The organism is Vreelandella lutescens (genome assembly GCF_014640815.1).
Taxonomy (GTDB): Bacteria; Pseudomonadota; Gammaproteobacteria; order Pseudomonadales; family Halomonadaceae; genus Vreelandella; species Vreelandella lutescens.
In genome coordinates, this window is the sequence record NZ_BMHM01000006.1 from 124809 (window position 1) to 142121 (window position 17313).

At 55.1% G+C, this 17313-nt stretch carries 16 protein-coding genes; 10 read left to right on the forward strand and 6 right to left on the reverse strand.

Annotated elements, in window-relative coordinates:
* The first annotated feature begins 170 nt into the window (after window positions 1-170).
* The 8 genes from IEW65_RS15125 (at window position 171) to sthA (ending at window position 8111) form a co-directional block, all read left to right on the forward strand.
* Window positions 171-1520 (forward strand): Na(+)-translocating NADH-quinone reductase subunit A, encoded by a 1350-nt coding sequence (locus tag IEW65_RS15125; protein ID WP_188640284.1) that lies wholly within the window; start codon window positions 171-173, stop codon window positions 1518-1520.
* On the forward strand, window positions 1520-2746 hold the full coding sequence (locus tag IEW65_RS15130) for an NADH:ubiquinone reductase (Na(+)-transporting) subunit B (RefSeq protein WP_188640285.1): 1227 nt from the start codon (window positions 1520-1522) through the stop codon (window positions 2744-2746). The genes IEW65_RS15125 and IEW65_RS15130 overlap by 1 nt, the downstream gene beginning before the upstream one ends.
* The gene (locus tag IEW65_RS15135; protein ID WP_188640286.1) at window positions 2746-3567 is read left to right on the forward strand and encodes a Na(+)-translocating NADH-quinone reductase subunit C; all 822 of its coding nucleotides are present in this window, start codon (window positions 2746-2748) and stop codon (window positions 3565-3567) included. Before IEW65_RS15130 ends, IEW65_RS15135 begins: the two co-directional genes overlap by 1 nt.
* Before the next feature lie 2 nt (window positions 3568-3569).
* Complete coding sequence (locus IEW65_RS15140) at window positions 3570-4238, forward strand: NADH:ubiquinone reductase (Na(+)-transporting) subunit D (RefSeq protein WP_188640287.1); 669 nt, start codon at window positions 3570-3572, stop codon at window positions 4236-4238.
* A gap of 1 nt (window position 4239) precedes the next feature.
* A complete protein-coding gene (gene nqrE / locus IEW65_RS15145; RefSeq protein WP_188640288.1) occupies window positions 4240-4857 on the forward strand; it encodes an NADH:ubiquinone reductase (Na(+)-transporting) subunit E in 618 nt (205 codons plus the stop codon).
* A gap of 68 nt (window positions 4858-4925) precedes the next feature.
* Window positions 4926-6158, forward strand: a complete 1233-nt coding sequence (gene nqrF, locus IEW65_RS15150; protein WP_188640289.1) for an NADH:ubiquinone reductase (Na(+)-transporting) subunit F — start codon at window positions 4926-4928, stop codon at window positions 6156-6158.
* Between the two features lie 200 nt (window positions 6159-6358).
* Complete coding sequence (gene nqrM, locus IEW65_RS15155) at window positions 6359-6613, forward strand: (Na+)-NQR maturation NqrM (RefSeq protein WP_044628062.1); 255 nt, start codon at window positions 6359-6361, stop codon at window positions 6611-6613.
* Between the two features lie 106 nt (window positions 6614-6719).
* The gene (gene sthA, locus IEW65_RS15160; protein ID WP_188640290.1) at window positions 6720-8111 is read left to right on the forward strand and encodes a Si-specific NAD(P)(+) transhydrogenase; all 1392 of its coding nucleotides are present in this window, start codon (window positions 6720-6722) and stop codon (window positions 8109-8111) included.
* Window positions 8112-8179: 68 nt separating this feature from the next.
* On the opposite strand, the gene IEW65_RS15165 is transcribed toward sthA, so the two are convergent.
* The 5 genes from IEW65_RS15165 to leuS form a co-directional block, all read right to left on the reverse strand.
* Window positions 8180-9148, reverse strand: coding sequence for a PA2778 family cysteine peptidase (locus tag IEW65_RS15165; protein ID WP_229755586.1), 969 nt, complete (start codon window positions 9146-9148; stop codon window positions 8180-8182).
* Complete coding sequence (locus IEW65_RS15170; protein WP_188640291.1) at window positions 9126-9524, reverse strand: PA2779 family protein; 399 nt, start codon at window positions 9522-9524, stop codon at window positions 9126-9128. The genes IEW65_RS15165 and IEW65_RS15170 overlap by 23 nt, the downstream gene beginning before the upstream one ends.
* Window positions 9525-9623: 99 nt before the next feature.
* On the reverse strand, window positions 9624-10691 hold the full coding sequence (holA, locus tag IEW65_RS15175) for a DNA polymerase III subunit delta (protein WP_188640292.1): 1068 nt from the start codon (window positions 10689-10691) through the stop codon (window positions 9624-9626).
* A complete protein-coding gene (locus IEW65_RS15180; RefSeq protein ID WP_229755587.1) occupies window positions 10688-11200 on the reverse strand; it encodes an LPS-assembly lipoprotein LptE in 513 nt (170 codons plus the stop codon). The genes holA and IEW65_RS15180 overlap by 4 nt, the downstream gene beginning before the upstream one ends.
* Window positions 11197-13782, reverse strand: a complete 2586-nt coding sequence (gene leuS, locus IEW65_RS15185) for a leucine--tRNA ligase (protein WP_188640293.1) — start codon at window positions 13780-13782, stop codon at window positions 11197-11199. The genes IEW65_RS15180 and leuS overlap by 4 nt, the downstream gene beginning before the upstream one ends.
* 162 nt (window positions 13783-13944) lie before the next feature.
* Between leuS and IEW65_RS15190 the strand changes: the two genes are divergently transcribed.
* Complete coding sequence (locus tag IEW65_RS15190; RefSeq protein ID WP_188640294.1) at window positions 13945-14463, forward strand: zinc ribbon-containing protein; 519 nt, start codon at window positions 13945-13947, stop codon at window positions 14461-14463.
* A gap of 4 nt (window positions 14464-14467) precedes the next feature.
* On the opposite strand, the gene IEW65_RS15195 is transcribed toward IEW65_RS15190, so the two are convergent.
* On the reverse strand, window positions 14468-15781 hold the full coding sequence (locus IEW65_RS15195) for a hypothetical protein (RefSeq protein ID WP_188640295.1): 1314 nt from the start codon (window positions 15779-15781) through the stop codon (window positions 14468-14470).
* A gap of 561 nt (window positions 15782-16342) precedes the next feature.
* On the opposite strand from IEW65_RS15195, the gene IEW65_RS15200 reads away from it, so the two are divergent.
* On the forward strand, window positions 16343-17269 hold the full coding sequence (locus IEW65_RS15200) for a hypothetical protein (RefSeq protein WP_188640296.1): 927 nt from the start codon (window positions 16343-16345) through the stop codon (window positions 17267-17269).
* Window positions 17270-17313: the final 44 nt, after the last annotated feature.

Here is a 17313-nt window from a genome sequence, read left to right on the forward strand (position 1 = left end):
TGGTCATTGGACGCGCTTGTCTTTATAATACGATAGATTTTTCGGGGTGGTTCAAGCTTGCTTGGGCCTGACTGGTAACAATCTGAGCAGAAAATAACAATTCGCTGAGCAGAAAATAAGCATTCGAACCCCTTACCTTCGTATATCCGATCCATCAACTGGGCGAGACTATGATCGAAGTCAAAAAAGGCCTGGATCTCCCCATCACGGGAGCGCCCGAGCAGCGTATTGAAGATGCGCAGCCTGTGCGTCACGTGGCAATCCTGGGCACTGACTACGTTGGCATGAAGCCAACGATGGAAGTTCAGGAAGGGGACAAGGTCAAACTAGGCCAGCTACTCTTCACCGACAAGAAAATTGACGGCGTGCGCTTCACCGCGCCCGCTGGTGGTGAAGTAGTCGCTATTAACCGTGGCGAAAAACGACGCTTACTGTCTGTCGTTATTAAAGTCGATGAAAATGAAGAAGCGATGACATTTGCTTCTCATGATCGTGGCACTTTAGGACAGCTTGATCGTCAAACTGTTGTTGATCAGCTTGTTGAGTCAGGACTCTGGACTGCCCTGCGCACCCGTCCTTTCTCACGTACGCCTGCTATTGACGGCGTTCCTGCTGATATCTTTGTCACCGCTGTGGATACCCATCCTTTAAGCGCTGACCCTGCCTTTATCATCAATGAAAATGCTCAGGCATTTGAAGACGGCCTCAAGGTGCTAACCCGCCTGACCGAGGGCAACGTTTTTCTGTGTACTGGTGCAAATGCTTCGATCCCGGGCAGTGATGTTAGCGGTGTGAAAACCGAAACCTTCGCTGGGCCGCATCCTGCTGGCCTCGTGGGCACGCATATTCACTACCTTTCACCTGTGGCGCTGCATAAGAAAGTGTGGCACATCGGTTATCAGGACGTGATTGCCTTTGGCAAGCTGTTTGTAGACGGCAAGCTGGACATGAGTCGGATTGTCGCGGTAGGCGGCCCTCGTGCTGAAAAACCGCGCATTCTGCGTACCCGTGTGGGGGCGAGCACTCAGGAACTCTTGGCAGGTGAGATCATCAAACCGGATGACACCCGCGTGATTTCTGGTTCCGTCTTTTCTGGTTCTGCCGCTGAGGGCAAGCTGACTTACTTGGGTCGTTTCCATAACCAAGTGAGTTTGCTGGAAGAGGGTAACAAACGCACCTTTATGGGCTGGCTCTCTCCCGGTGCAAACCGCCACTCCATCATGGGCATTTACCTTTCCAAGTTTAAAGGCCTGAGCAATTACGCGCCGACTACGTCTACCAATGGCTCCGAGCGAGCGATGGTGCCGGTAGGTAATTACGAGCGCGTCATGCCACTGGATGTTATGCCAACGCAACTGCTGCGTTCGCTGATTGTGGGCGACATTGAGGTTGCCATGCAGCTTGGGTGTCTTGAGCTGGACGAAGAGGATCTGGCGCTGTGTACCTATGTTTGCCCCGGCAAATATGAGTACGGCCCTATCCTGCGTGACAATCTCACCATGATCGAGAAAGAGGCCTGATGATGGGTATTCGACAAACACTCGATAATCTCGAGCCGCACTTCCATAAAGGTGGCAAGTACGAGAAGTTCTATCCGCTTTACGAAGCGGTAGATACCATTTTCTACTCACCCCCCAGCGTTGCTAAAACCACCTCCCATATTCGTGATGGCATTGATCTAAAGCGCATCATGATCACCGTGTGGATGTGTACCTTCCCGGCCATGTTCTTCGGTATGTGGAACGCAGGCTGGCAGGCGAACACCGCTATTGATGCAGGCTATGCCTCCATGAATGGCTGGCGTGAAGCCATCATGATGACCCTTGCGGGTGGGCATGATCCCAGCAGCCTATGGGCGAACTTTGTACTCGGCGCGACGTACTTCCTGCCTATCTACCTCGTGACCTTCGTCGTGGGTGGTTTCTGGGAAGTGATGTTCGCTATCAAGCGCGGTCACGAAGTGAACGAAGGTTTCTTCGTTACTTCCGTACTGTTCGCGCTGATTCTGCCAGCGACGATTCCGCTATGGCAGGTTGCGCTCGGTATCACCTTTGGTGTGGTGATCGGTAAAGAGATCTTCGGTGGTACGGGTAAAAACTTCCTGAACCCCGCTTTGACCGGTCGTGCTTTCCTCTACTTCGCGTATCCGGCGCAAATTTCCGGTGACGCAGTATGGGTAGCTGCTGATGGCTACACCGGTGCCACTGCGCTTTCCATGGCGTTCCAGGACGGCATGTCCGCGCTGACAAGTGTCTACAGCTGGTGGGATGCCTTCCTTGGCTTCGTACCGGGCTCTGTTGGCGAGGTGTCAACGCTGGCTATCCTGATCGGTGCTGCGGTGCTGTTGTGGACCAAGATTGCCAACTGGCGAATCATGCTAGGCGTTTTCCTGGGCATGGTGATCACCAGTACGTTGTTTAACCTGATTGGCTCTGACACCAACCCCATGTTCGCGATGCCTTGGTACTGGCACCTCGTCATCGGTGGCTTTGCCTTTGGTATGGTATTTATGGCGACTGACCCCGTGTCTGCTGCCATGACCAACCAAGGCCGCTTGGTGTTCGGTGCGCTCATCGGTGTGATGACGGTACTGATCCGAGTGGTTAACCCGGCATTCCCGGAAGGCATCATGCTGGCGATTCTGTTCGCCAACCTGTTTGCGCCGCTGATCGACCATATCTTTGTCCAGGCCAATGTTAAGCGCCGTCTCAAGCGTACTGGCGTACCGGCCGAGGAGACAGCCTAATGGCACAAGGTAACAACTCCATCAAGAAAGTTCTGATTGTCGCTTTCTCGCTGTGTATTGTGTGTTCGGTCATCGTCTCGACGGCGGCCGTAGCACTGCGCCCAGCGCAGCAGCTCAATCAGGAACTGGACCGTAAAACCAACATCCTGAACGTGGCGCGTCTTTACGAGCCCGGTATGGATGTTGAAGAAGCTTTCCGTGAGCAGATCACTGCCCGCGTTGTCGAGCTCGAAACTGGCGAGTATGCGGATCAGTTTGATCCGGACACCTTCGATGGTTTTGAAGCAGCACGCGACCCGGCCACTGGTCGTACCCTGTCGGGAGACCGTGACATTGCTGGTCTTTCTCGGGTTGAAAACTTCGCAACCGTTTATCTAATCGGTGACCCCGATTCCCCTGAGCAGATCGTTCTGCCGATCCGTGGCCAAGGCCTGTGGGGACGCATGATGGGGTTCCTCGCGGTTGAAGGTGACGGTAATACCGTGGTCAGTATCACGTACTACGACCATGCGGAAACGCCGGGACTAGGTGGTGAAGTGAATAACCCGCGTTGGCAGGCTCAATGGGAAGGTAAAGAGATTTACGATGAAGAGGGCAACCTCTCACCGGCTCTTCACCTGACCAAAGGCGGTGCCAGTAACGAACACGAAGTCGATGCGCTTTCCGGTGCGACCCTGACCAGTAACGGCGTGACCAATATGATTCACTTCTGGTTTAGTGAAGAAGCATTTGGTCCTTATCTGGCTAAGTTCCGCAGCGGCACCGAGCCAGAAGACGCCGAAGACAATGACACTGACTTCGACGACGTTGAGGGGGCCTGATCATGGCGGATGTAAATGCGAAAAGCGTCTTAACGGCGCCGATCTTCAAGAATAACCCCATCGCACTACAGATACTGGGTATCTGTTCTGCGCTCGCCGTCACTACCAGCATGAGCGTATCGCTGGTCATGACGCTGGCGGTTATCTTTGTAACGGCATTCTCGAACCTGTTCGTATCGCTGATTCGGAACCACATTCCGTCCTCGATTCGTATCATTGTTCAGATGACCATCATTGCCTCGCTGGTAATCGTGGTTGACCAGATCCTCAAAGCTTATGCTTATGAAATGTCTAAGCAGCTGTCGGTTTTCGTGGGTCTGATCATTACGAACTGTATCGTTATGGGTCGTGCAGAAGGTTTTGCCATGACCAACTCACCGGGTATGTCATTCCTGGACGGTATCGGTAACGGTTTAGGCTATGGTTTTGTCCTGATGGTTGTGGGCTTCTTCCGCGAACTGCTGGGCGCGGGTAGCGTATTTGGTTTCACTGTGCTGCCTACCGTGCAAAACGGTGGCTGGTACGTGCCGAATGGCTTGCTGCTCCTGCCGCCTTCCGCCTTCTTTATTATCGGTCTGTTGATTTGGGCGATCCGCTCTTTCAACCCCGAGCAGGTAGAAGACAACGAGTTCAAGATGAAGCACAACACCAAGCCGAAGGAGGCTGTGTAACATGGAACACTATCTAAGCCTTTTCGTTGCTTCGGTATTTGTTGAGAACTTGGCACTCGCCTTCTTCTTGGGCATGTGTACGTTCCTGGCGGTATCCAAAAAGGTATCGGCGGCGTTCGGTCTCGGTATTGCGGTTATCGTGGTACTGACCATTTCCGTACCGGTGAACAACCTCGTTTTCAATCTGCTACTGGCAGAGGGTGCACTGACCTGGACGGGTATCAGTGGTGCCGAAAATATCGACCTCTCTTTCCTGGGTCTGCTTTCTTACATCGGCGTTATTGCTGCGCTGGTTCAGATTCTGGAAATGTTCCTGGATAAATACGTACCGGCGCTTTACAACGCACTGGGCGTATTCCTACCGCTAATCACCGTAAACTGCGCTATTTTAGGTGGCGTACTGTTTATGGTGGAGCGTAACTATAACTTCGGCGAATCCGTTATTTACGGCTTTGGCTCGGGTGTTGGCTGGGCGCTGGCTATTACGGCTCTGGCAGGTATCCGTGAGAAACTGAAGTATAGTGACGTGCCGGGCGGTCTGCAGGGCCTTGGTATTACGTTTATCACCGTTGGCTTGATGTCTCTGGGCTTTATGTCCTTCTCTGGCATTCAGCTTTAATCGGAGCCGGTTTTCTCGGCAGTCTAGGCTGCCGAGTTACAGAAAACCTTCAGCAATAGGAAACCGACATGGTTGATACATCTGTCATCTTGCTCGGTGTTGTCATGTTCACGGTCATCGTTATTAGCTTAACGGCGATCATTCTGGCAGCGCGCAGCAAGCTAGTGAGTAGCGGGGACGTGACGATTGAAGTCAACGGCGACCCCGAGCACACCCTGAAGACCCAGGCCGGCGGCAAGCTTCTGAACACCCTGGCGGCCAACGGTATTTTCCTCTCTTCAGCTTGCGGTGGCGGTGGTTCTTGCGCCCAGTGCAAGTGCCGAGTGGAAGAGGGCGGCGGTTCTATCCTGCCGACCGAAGAGTCGCACTTCACCATGCGTGAGAAGAAAGAAGGCTGGCGCCTCTCTTGTCAGGTTCCTGTGAAACAGGACATGAAAGTAGAAGTACCGGAAGAAGTCTTCGGCGTGAAGAAGTGGGAAACCGAAGTAACGGCCAACCCGAACGTAGCGACCTTTATCAAAGAGCTGAACCTAAAGCTGCCCGAAGGCGAAGAAGTTGCCTTCCGCGCTGGTGGTTATGTTCAGCTGGTTGCGCCGCCCTACGACGTCAAGTTCTCTGATTTCGATATCGAAGAAGAGTACCGTGGCGACTGGGAAAAGTTTGGTCTGTTCGATATTTCCCACAAGAACAACGAGGAAGTCATCCGCGCCTACTCCATGGCGAACTATCCGGAAGAGAAAGGCCTCCTCAAGTTCAACATTCGTATCGCAACGCCACCTCCCGGTACTAGCCATCCGCCTGGCCTGATGTCTACCTACGTCTTCAGCTTGAAGCCGGGTGACAAAGTGACCGTGATGGGGCCGTTTGGTGAGTTCTTTGCACGCGACACCGATGCCGAAATGGTCTTCATCGGTGGTGGTGCAGGTATGGCCCCGATGCGTAGCCATATCTTCGACCAGCTCAAGCGTCTGCAGTCGACGCGTAAAATTTCGTTCTGGTACGGTGCACGCTCCTGGCGTGAGACGTTCTACAACGAAGAGTACGACCAGCTGGCGGAAGAGTTCCCGAACTTTGAGTGGCACTTGGCACTCTCCGACCCGCAGCCGGAAGACAACTGGGAAGGGCCGACAGGCTTCATCCACAACGTGTTGTACGAAAACTATCTGAAGGACCACCCGGCGCCTGAAGATTGTGAGTTCTACATGTGTGGACCGCCCATGATGAACGCCTCTGTAATTAAGCTGTTGCTTGATATGGGCGTTGAACCCGAAAACATCCTGCTGGATGACTTCGGCGGCTAATGGTGCGTTCACGCACACGTTAGTAACGGGGCTAGCCTTTGGGCTAGCCCCGTTTGTTTTATGGCATCTGCGCTGAAAAAGTACGCTACGCCTAATCATTTTGAGACGGCTGGGGTACAATGGGCGTTAAATATTGAGGCACTTATCGGCATGACCGTTGTCGGGAAGTGTAGCACTTGATGCAATGCTGGGAGGACAACATGGCAATTTGGCTACTGGTATTCGGGTTTATGGCACTGATAATGGGTGCGATGGCCGTTGGCGTACTGATGGGGCGCAAACCGATTGCAGGCTCCTGCGGCGGGCTTAATCAGATCGGTATGAAAGACGGCTGCGATATCTGCGGCGGTAAAGACGAAGTATGCGAAGAAGAGAACCGCAAACGCGGCAGCGTTCGCCGTCGCAGTGATGAAAGCCGTGGTGCCGACTTAGGTTACGACGCAACGCGCCGCTAATCGCTGATGCTACGCGTGGAATAACCTCAAACGCTCGCTTAACCGCGGGCGTTTACGTATGCGCTAATGAGCGCATGATGACAGGGAACAAGGAGATCCAAACCGTATGGCGGTTCATAATTACGATGTCGTGGTGATCGGTACCGGCCCCGCCGGAGAAAGTGCAGCCATTAATGCTGCGAAACATGGTATGCGGGTGGCGATTATTGAGAAGCAGGCCCAGGTAGGGGGTAACTGCACCCACTGGGGCACCATTCCGTCAAAAGCGTTGCGCCATCAGGTAAAGCAGATCATGGCGTTCAATACCAACCGCATGTTCCGCGATATCGGTGAGCCCCGCTGGTTCTCCTTCCCGAAAGTCATGGAGCGCTCGCGCGGTACCATCGACAAACAGGTTGAAATGCGCACCACTTTTTATGCGCGTAACCGCATTGACCTGTTCCACGGTGTCGCCCGCTTTAAAGACGAGCACACCGTGGTAGTGCGTGACCGTCAAGAAGGTATGGAAGAGCTGGTGGCCAAGAAAATCGTTATTGCCACCGGTTCGCGTCCTTATCGCCCTGCGGATATCAACTTCCGCCACCCACGTATCTACTGCTCCGACACCATCCTAAGCCTTTCCCATACCCCGCGTACGCTGGTGATCTTTGGGGCCGGGGTTATCGGCTGTGAGTATGCGTCTATCTTCTCGGGCTTAGGCGTTAAAGTAGACCTGATCAACAACCGGGATAGCCTGCTGTCATTCCTGGACGACGAGATCAGCGATGCGCTCTCTTACCACCTGCGTAAGCACGGCGTGCTGATTCGTCACAACGAAGAGTACGCCAGTGTGGAAGGCGATGAAGCGGGCGTGGTGGTGCGCTTGAAGTCTGGTAAGAAAATTCGCGCCGATGCCTTCTTATGGGCCAACGGACGTACCGGCAACACCGATAGCTTAGGGCTTGAGAATATCGGTATGGAAGCCAATGGCCGAGGCCAGTTAAGCGTAGATGAGCACTACCGCACGACGATTCCGCATATTTACGCGGCGGGCGATGTCATTGGTTGGCCAAGCTTGGCCAGTGCCGCTTATGACCAAGGCTTAAACTCCTGCAACGAGCTGCTGGAAAAAGAGTACCGCTTCGTCAGCGATGTTCCGACCGGTATCTACACCATTCCCGAAATCAGCTCCTTTGGCCCCAATGAGCGCGAGCTAACAGAGGCCAAAGTACCCTACGAGGTGGGCAAAGCGTTCTTTAAAGACACCGCTCGCGCCCAGATCACCGGCGATACGGTGGGCATGCTGAAAATCCTGTTCCATCAGGATACGTTAGAGATTCTAGGCATCCACTGCTTTGGTGACCAAGCCTCCGAGATCCTGCACATCGGCCAGGCGATTATGCAGCAGAAGGGCGAAGCGAATACCCTGAAGTACTTCGTGAACACCACCTTCAACTACCCCACCATGGCGGAAGCCTATCGGGTGGCGGCGCAAAATGGCTTAAACCGCGTTTTTTAAGCGGCCACTAAAAGGGGGCGCTATGCCCCCTTCGTGCTTTTACCATCACCTTCCGTTAGCCATGCCCTCTATAGCGATTCCAACAGCTGCTGGGCGCGTGGCTGCCATTCACCTTCTAATGAAGCGGCTTGGCGTAGTGATTCCCTGGCGGCGCTATTCTCTTGCTGAAGCTGCAAGATGGCTAGGTTAAGCCATGCGGCCCCCATGGTCGGGTCTAGCTGAGTAGCGGTTTCAAACGCATCTAACGCTGCCTGGGGTTGTTCCGCTGCGTAAAGCGCATTGCCTAACGCGAACTGCCCCAACGGGTTGGCGGGGAAGCGTTCGCCAAAGGCTTGCCAGCTGCTGAGCGCTTTTGCAGGCCCATGCTGCTCTTCAAAGGCGCTAATCGCTTCTAGCGCATTGCGGGCGGTCACGCCCTCTGGAAGGCTGCCCGGCTCGCTAACCACAAATCCCCAGCGCTCAGAGCGTGCCCAGGTAGCATCAAAACGGCTAAACGACAGGGTATGCCGCTCGATCTCACCGCTGCGCAGTATCAGCGTCTCGTTAGGCAAGTCAAAGCCAATCGCCACCGCGTAGTGCCACATGGGAAAAGCGGGCAGGGCAAGATTCTGCATTACCACCACCGGGTCGCCTGCTTCCAAATGCGTGAGTAGCGCGTCCATAGTGCCGCGGATGGGAATCGCTAGCCGTTCGTAGCGGCGCACGGTGGCCAGCATTTCCGGCTGCACGCTGCCGTCACGCCCTGGCAAGAATACCTGAGGAATCAGCTCGTCTACGCTAGCCTCTACGCCTTCGTGATTAAGCACCATGGCCAGGGTGGCCGGGCCGCACTGGTACTCCGTTTGGGCGAAAAACGGCACCTCGGTGAGCTCGGTTTGTGGTGCAAGGCTTGCCTTGGTGCTCTCAAGCAGTACCGGGCTTCGTGCGCATCCGGTTAACAGCAGTATCAGCAGGCTCAACAGTAAAACGCCCGCAGTGCGGGCGTTAACATAACGGTTCATCATCGCGGATGAATTAGCGTGTGAACGGGTAAACATCGGTCAGGCCGAGGATATCCGTTATCAGCAGAATCACAAACACCGCAAACAGCGCGCCAATCACGCCGGCACCGGCAGGCAGTTGCTCAAGCTGTTCCGCCATTTGCTGGGCTTCGGCATCGCTTAGGGCCGCGACACGCGCTTCAACGTCGTCAGGATTCACACCCTGCTTTAGCAGCTGATCTTGCACATCGGCACGGGCGAGAATGTCATTGATACGCTCGCGGTCCGCACCGGCACGGTCGCCTGCTAAAACAGACTGCGTTGATACCAGATCCATGCCTTGCGGGGCGGTAGGAGCCGCCACAACGGGCAGACTGGCAAGCACTAACGCAGCAATCAAAAGGGTCGAGAGGTAAGCACGCACTGTTTTCATCGTCTTCATCCTTAGACTTATCGGGGGAGCAGGCCGTTAGTAGCCTGTTGAATAGTATAGAAACAAACAGCAGCGGTTTTAAGCCAAAAATGCAAAGTGCTAATTATTTGCACTAATGCGATAGGTCCAGGGCGTTTCTGCAAGGATGCCTTTCGCACCTGCCATGGTCATGGCGAGATCGTGTAACCCTGGCCAAAGCGGCACGGCGGAAGCACCTTTCACCGCTAAATCCAAGCGCTGGGCCATTAACAGCAGTTTGTGTAAACGCTTCATGGAAAGGCGGCTAATGGCTTTTTGATACGCAGGCCGGCGCTTATCAAAAATCATCGGCTTTTGGGTTTTGCAGGCGTGCTCAAAGCTTTGACCCTGATCCAAATGCTGATGCAGCGACAGGAGCGTGCGCAGCTCTCGGGTGAGCGCCCACAGCACAATCGGCGCTTCTACCCCTTCGCTTTTTAGGCCGTTAACGATACGCGAGGCGCGGCTGGGCTCGCCCTTCAAGCAGGCATCTGCCAGGTTGAAGACATCAAAGCGGGTGCTGTCCTCCACGCCTTGGGCAATATGCTCGACGTTGAGCCGCGTATTGGCCGGGTAGATCAACGCTAGCTTTTGCAGCTCTTGATCAGCCGCTAGCAGGTTGCCTTCGGTGCGTTCACCCAGCAGCCGTGCTGCTTCTAGATCAATCTGCAGGCCATGCAGAGACGCCCTGTCGCGAAGCCAGTAGCCAAGTCGTGAGGCATCGACCGGCCATACGGGAACAAAGATTCCCTGTTTATCTAGTGCTTTGAACCAGGCGCTTTTCTGCTGCTTGGCATCTACCTTGCCCATGCTGACCAGCAGCAGGTCATCGCTGCCATCCATCATTTCCGCGTATTGAGCGAGCGCCTTACTGCCTTCTTGACCTAACTTTTGGGTGCCTAAGCGTAGCTCTAACAGCTTGCTGTTCGCAAACAGAGAGAGGTTGCTAGCGGTTTCCAAAAGCCGCCCCCAGGCAAAGTTGGGCTCTACATCCAGCACTTCGCGCTCTTCTATACCTGCTTGGCGGGCGGCGGCGCGCACCGCATCGCAGGCATCGCGGTGCTGTAGCGGCTCGTCGCCTGCCACAATCACCGCTTTAGGCATTTTTTTGGCCAGGGCAGCGGGTAACTGGTCGGCAAATACCTTCACCGCAACGCCTCAAGGTTAGCCAGGCGTTCCACAATACGCTGAGCCAACTGGCGGGTGAGCGTTTGCTCTGCCTCTTGGAACAGCGTTTCCCGGTTCAGCAAGTCATCATCGCTCACGCGAATCCGCGTGCTAGTGGTTAGCGTCTCGCTATTAAGAGCGTAAGCGTTGGTTTCCCGCTGCTGAACCGAGAGCGTGGTGCTAAGCGTTAGCTCGTGTTCGCGGCTAGCGCGGCCATCGGTGCCAATGCGCCGCTCCTGTAGCGAAGGCGTGCCGAGAGTCACGCGCCAGGGCGCGCCGCTCTCTACCTCGGTGCCTAACTGCAGCAGCCGAGTACGAAGCTGCTTGGCGAGGGCGCTGTTATCGTTACCTTCCAACGCGAGTGCGGGCAGGCGCGGCATTGAATCCGTACCGCGCAGGCGGAACCCGCAGCCGCTGAGCAGCACCGCCGCCGAGGCGGCGATGCTAAGCGTGAGGAAACGGCGGCGCGTTATGGGTTGGGCTGGCTTCATCCACTCACCACAATGTTAACCAGCTTGCCGGGCACCACGATCACTTTACGTACCGTTTTGCCTTCCAAATGGCGCTGGACGTTTTCGTTTTCCATCGCCAACTGCTCGATGGCGGCTTTGTCGGCACTGGCCGGGGCTTCCAGGCGAGCGCGCAGTTTACCGTTCACCTGTACCACCAGCTCGATGCTGTCGCGGGTGAGGGCGGCTTCGTCAACTTTCGGCCACTGGGCTTCAATAGCGGGCTGCTCATGGCCCAACTGCTGCCACAGGGTGTGACACAGGTGTGGGGTGATCGGGGCCAGCAGCAGCACGCAAGCTTCCAGCGCTTCACGGCTAACCGCGAGGCCCAGTTCTGACGTATCGTCGAACTTGGCGACAGCGTTAGAAAGCTCCATCACAGCGGCAATGGCGGTGTTGAAGGTGGTGCGGCGGCCAATATCGTCGCTGGCTTTCTTAATCGTTTCGTGGGTTTTGCGGCGCAGTGCTTTTTGGTCGTCGTTGAGTGCATCGACGTTCAATGTGCCTGGAGTGCCCGCTTCCAGATGCTCGTTCACCTGACGCCACACGCGCTTCATAAAGCGGTGCGCGCCTTCAACGCCAGAATCTGACCACTCCAGCGACTGCTCGGGGGGCGCGGCAAACATCATAAACAGGCGCACGGTGTCGGCACCGAACTTGTCGATCATCGACTGTGGGTCAACGCCATTGTTCTTCGACTTGGACATCTTCTCGATGCCGCCCATTTCAACGGGCTGGCCGTCGCTCATCAAAATGGCGCTCAGCGGGCGGCCTTTCTCGTCGCGCTTCACTTCCACATCGGCGGGGTTAAACCACTCTTTACCGCCGTTATCTTTAATGCGGTAGAAGGTTTCGGCGATCACCATGCCTTGGGTGAGCAGCTGCTGGAACGGCTCGTCAGAATCGACCATTCCGAAATCGCGCAGCAGCTTGTGGAAGAAGCGGGCGTAGAGCAGGTGCAGAATCGCGTGCTCAATACCGCCAATGTAGAGGTCCACCGGCAGCCAGTAGTTGGCGCGCTCATCCAGCATCGCTTCGTGGTTATCCGCACAGCAGAAGCGGGCGAAGTACCAGGAGGACTCCATAAAGGTATCGAAGGTGTCGGTTTCACGCACCCAGCCATCGCCCAGCTCGGAGAACTCGGGCATCTTCTTAAGCGGCGAACCGGAGGCATCCACGGTGACTTCCATGGGCAGCGCGACGGGCAGCTCGTCATCAGAGAGCGGTACGGTTTGGCCTTCCGGGCCGTACTTCACCGGAATCGGCGCGCCCCAATAACGTTGGCGGGCAATACCCCAGTCACGCAGGCGGTAGTTGGTTTTTACTTCGCCACGGCCCAGCTCGGCCAGCTTGGCGGCAATGGCATCAAACGCCGCCTGGAATTCCAAGCCATCGAACTCGCCGGAATGAATCAGCGTGCCGTGCTCGGTGTAAGCGCCTTCCGAGATATCCGGCGTGTTGCCGTGCTCGTCGGCCACTACCGGCTTCAGCTCAACGCCGTACTTGGTGGCAAACTCCCAGTCGCGCTGGTCGTGGGCAGGTACGGCCATGACCGCACCGGTGCCGAACTCCATCAGTACGAAGTTAGCCACGAATACCGGCACCTCTTCACCGCTTAACGGGTGAATGGCTTTATGGCCCGTGGCTATGCCCAGCTTCTCTTTGGTGGCCATTTCCGCTTCAGAGGTGCCGCCTTTGGCGCACTCTTCACAGAACGCCGCCAGCTCGCTGCTCTGCTCGGCGGCCTGTTTGGCCAGCGGGTGACCAGCGGCCACGGCCACGTAGGTCACACCCATCAGCGTATCCGGGCGGGTGGTGTATACCGCCAGCGACTCGCAGGCGCTGCCATCGGCGGCTTTAATATCAAAGCTCAGCTCGACGCCACGGGATTTACCAATCCAGTTGCGCTGCATGGTTTTGACCTGCTCGGGCCACTCGACGTTATCTAAATCCGCCAGCAGCTCATCGGCGTAGTCGGTAATCTTCAAGAACCACAGCGGGATCTCTTTGCGCTCTACCGGCGCGCCGGAACGCCAGCCGCAGCCGTCGATGACCTGCTCGTTGGCGAGTACGGTTTGGTCGACCGGGTCCCAGTTCACCGTGGACATCTTCTTGTACACCAAGCCTTTTTCTACCAGCTTGGTGAAGAACCACTGCTCCCAGCGGTAGTAGCTGGTGTCGCAGGTGGCGAATTCGCGGCTCCAGTCGTAGGCAAAGCCCAATGCCTTCAACTGGTTGCGCATATAATCGATGTTTTGGTAGGTCCACTTAGCGGGCGGCACCTGGTTTTGAATCGCGGCATTCTCCGCCGGCATCCCGAACGCATCCCAACCCATGGGCTGCATGACATTTTTACCCTGCATGCGCTGGAAACGTGAGACAACGTCGCCGATAGTGTAATTACGCACGTGGCCCATGTGCAGCTTGCCGCTGGGGTAGGGGAACATGGATAGGCAGTAGAACTTTTCGCGGTTAGCGTCTTCTACGGCTTTAAAGCACTGGTGCTTGTCCCAGTACTGCTGAGCATCACGTTCGATATCACGGGGGCTGTAATGTGCGTCCATCGGTGTTTTCAATGCCTTGGGGTCATTCGCCCAAAAAGGGCGCAAAGTGAATAGTAGATGACGACTGTCAGATAAGTAACGTCGATTGTATCCTATGCAGGTGTATCCTTGAACGGCTAGCCGATGATAGGCAGCACCTGTGGCAACAAAAGGAGAGGACCCATGGAAAAACATAACGATCACCGCCTTCGCGAAGGCTACGAGCGCCTGTTGGAACGCATGCAAGGCGGCGCCAACGAGCTCACCTGGGATAACCTGCAAAAGGATTTGGACGACGCCGTTGCCTTTGAAGCAGAGCTTGAAGAGTACACCAAAGACGAGTTGGCCCTGCTGCGCGCCTGGGTAGAGCGCGACTTAAAAGACATGCGCTACTATATGGCCGATACCGGCAAGCAGGTCGCCAGCTGGCTAGGCATTGATATTGATCAGCTCTCCCGCCGAGTGGCGGAATCGCTGCTTTCGATTGCCGACCGCAGCGTGGTAGATCGCGAACGCTTCGAAGATGACTTAGAAGCCGCCCGCGCCGACTACTGCGAAGGCGAAATCGCCGCCCCCGGTTTAATGGCCTGCACCCACTGCGATGCCCAGGTCATGTTCAATGAAGTAGCCCGGCTAGAACCCTGCCACCAGTGCGGCCACCGCTACTTCTACCGCTTCCCTAATAAAATCATCGAAACCTAATTTTTTAACCTAGCCAAGCGCTTAAGCCTGCGATCGCGCCCAGCGAGAGCAGGCTCATCATCGCCGCGTAGGGCAGGTTATCTTTCATCATGCGATAACCGCTCACCCCATAACGCCCCTGCAAGGAAAGGTTAATACCGGAAAGCGGCCCCACACTGGTGCCCACCGCCCAGGCGCTTAACGCCACAAAGGCGAATAGCGTTTGCTCGCCACCGCTTAAATCCAAAATAGACGCCAGCACGGAAACGCCAATAATCGGGTGTAGCCCCACCAGCGCGCTGAGCGTAATGGCGGCAAAGCTGGCCATGGCCTGCCATGTGCCAAAGCGGGCAAACAGCGTCCACTCATCGCCCGCAGCGGCAGCTACCAGCGTCGAAAGCCCTAATGTTAATAACCCCGCCGCTAAAAACAGCGAAATTTCCCCACGCATGGCGGGCAGGCGGGTAACGGTGTGCTGGCGAATACGCCGCAGGGTAAAGCGCGGGCCTTCCTGCAGGTTGCTTAACAACGCCACCCCCGGCAGTAAAAAGGTAATGATGCTGACGATAGTGAGCGACGGCGTGATCCAGAAGTGAAACAGCATCACCAACGCCGCCATGCCCGCAGGCATGAGCAGGCTGCGGGGCGAAAGCGAAAAGCCATCCACCTCGGTTAAATCAAACCGCCGCCGCAACTCCAGCGTGGTCAATAGCCCTGAGAGCATGGCAATCGGAAAGCCCACCACTGCAATCTGGGCATACTGCACAGACGGCACCAGGGCAATCACCACCGCCATAGAAGCAAAGAAGGGCGACCAAAGGGCAGCGCTAGAAAGCCCACGGTTCAGCGCCAATAGCTGCGGCGTGGTTAACGGCGCACGGCGAGCCAAGCGGTCGCCCACCATAAACACCGTGGAAAGATTCAAAATCGTGCCAAGAAAATGCACTCCTAACCAGGTGCGCAGCACGCCATCTGCCCCCGTTACCCGCTTACCCGGCGGGCGCTTATTGCCTTGGGTGCCAATCAGCGAAATAAAGCTCACGCCCACCAGCATGGTGGCCACAAACACGTTGCCTTGCAGCATGGCAGGCCAGTTAACCGCCGCGCCATACACCACTTGCGCCACCAACAGCATTACCACGCCAAGGGCAATCAACACCCCCGCCTGAATGCGCGAACGCTTGGGAATATCCCGCCACAGCAGCGCCACCGCCGCCCACAGCAAATAGCTCACCGCCTGCGCGGTCGGCACCGCCCCGGTAAAGCCCACTATCTGCATCAAAAGCCCCAGCAGCACCAACACCCCCGCCAAGCGCTGCCGCGTCGTTGTCTCTTGCATCTCAATCCCTTACTGGTTGAGTTAGCAGGCTAATCGGGTTTGCAAGAGAAGGCTAGTAGCAACAAGTGAAGGGGTAAGTGAGATGACAAGTGTGATTGATGGCAGATGAGGGAGGTGACAGAGTGAAGGTGTGGTAGATGATAGATGTGAGAGACGGAAGGAGTGGGTGGGCGCTTCAGCGCGCGATGATAAAGCCACCCAAACATCGAAAAAGCCACCGATCCCGTAGCGCGGCGTAACGAACGAAGTGAGGCACCCGCGAAGCACCGCAACGCGGTGCCGATTGAGCCACCCAAAGCGCGCAAAAATTTTCGCAAGATAGGTGACCTAAGCAAATTTTATGAATAGAGTATGATTAAACAGGCAAAACGAGCGGGCACGATAATAGGGGATATGTAGCCTGATCTAAGGGTGTGTTTTTTAAAATCAATGGCTTAGGTTTTTTTTAGGCTGTATAACATCAATGGCTGTGACCGCCCAGTTATTGGGGTTATGTGGTGGGCTATATAATCGCTGTTAGAAGGCCTACCGGCTCCGTTTTCCGGCTAATCTAGGAACGATATGGAACTAAAAAATATAGACGAAGCTTACCGTCCGCATATTGATAGAATTATCCGGGATTCATCCGGTATCAAGTATAAGGCTATGTTTCTTGAGCCAAACCCTTACGCATTTCATCCTAATAGTGCGGTTGAATTGTTTCAAGATGTGCAATCTGTATATGTCCTCGGGATACTTGAGAGGTCGCACTTGGCATGCATCACTTCATTGGCAAGGACATCCCGCTGGCTTGCGTCCACTATCCGTTCAGTTGAAGACGGCAATGCACTAGCTTTTTCTAGCTCATTGCGAGGCCTGCTGGAATCATCTTCTGATTCCTTTCATATGCTGCAGCATCTTTTTCCGACTTTAGAGTCTTCATGTAAGTATATGCATATTGCACTCAATTATCCCAAGGACCTTCAGGGCGGATTTATAAATTTTGAAAGCCTGGAGAACCTCCTTATCCATTACGCTTATGCCAAGCGTTGGGATAAAGGAGAAGAGCCGCCACCGCACCACCGGAATAGGTCCAACTCAGAATATATCCGATGCTTGGAAAACTTTGGTGTTTCTGGACTGTCTGAACTTTATTCTGAGTTGTGCCAGTTGACGCACCCGGCATCGCCTTCAGTTTTTTGCTTTGTAGATGAGGAAGAAAAGGAATTTACCTTTAATCCAAACCGTGACTCGATTGTAATTAACGATATCTTGAAGCGGTATCAAAACTCAATTCTAGGCCTCATTCAGTATCCATTGAATTCGGCGCTAATGGCGCTCGCGCTACTCCATAGGCTCGTACCCGATTGGCCAGCAATGTCTGATGAAGGTATGAGTACAATCGGTAAGACGGCTAAAACACTCAATGATTTCGACAGGTTTGCTAGTGAATATCGTCCAGGATCAGGGCTCTCAGATGCGGAACTTGAGTCAGCGAGTGGTCACTGATTACCAGTCTTCTAACAATGCCATGCACGCGACAAGCGCGTGAT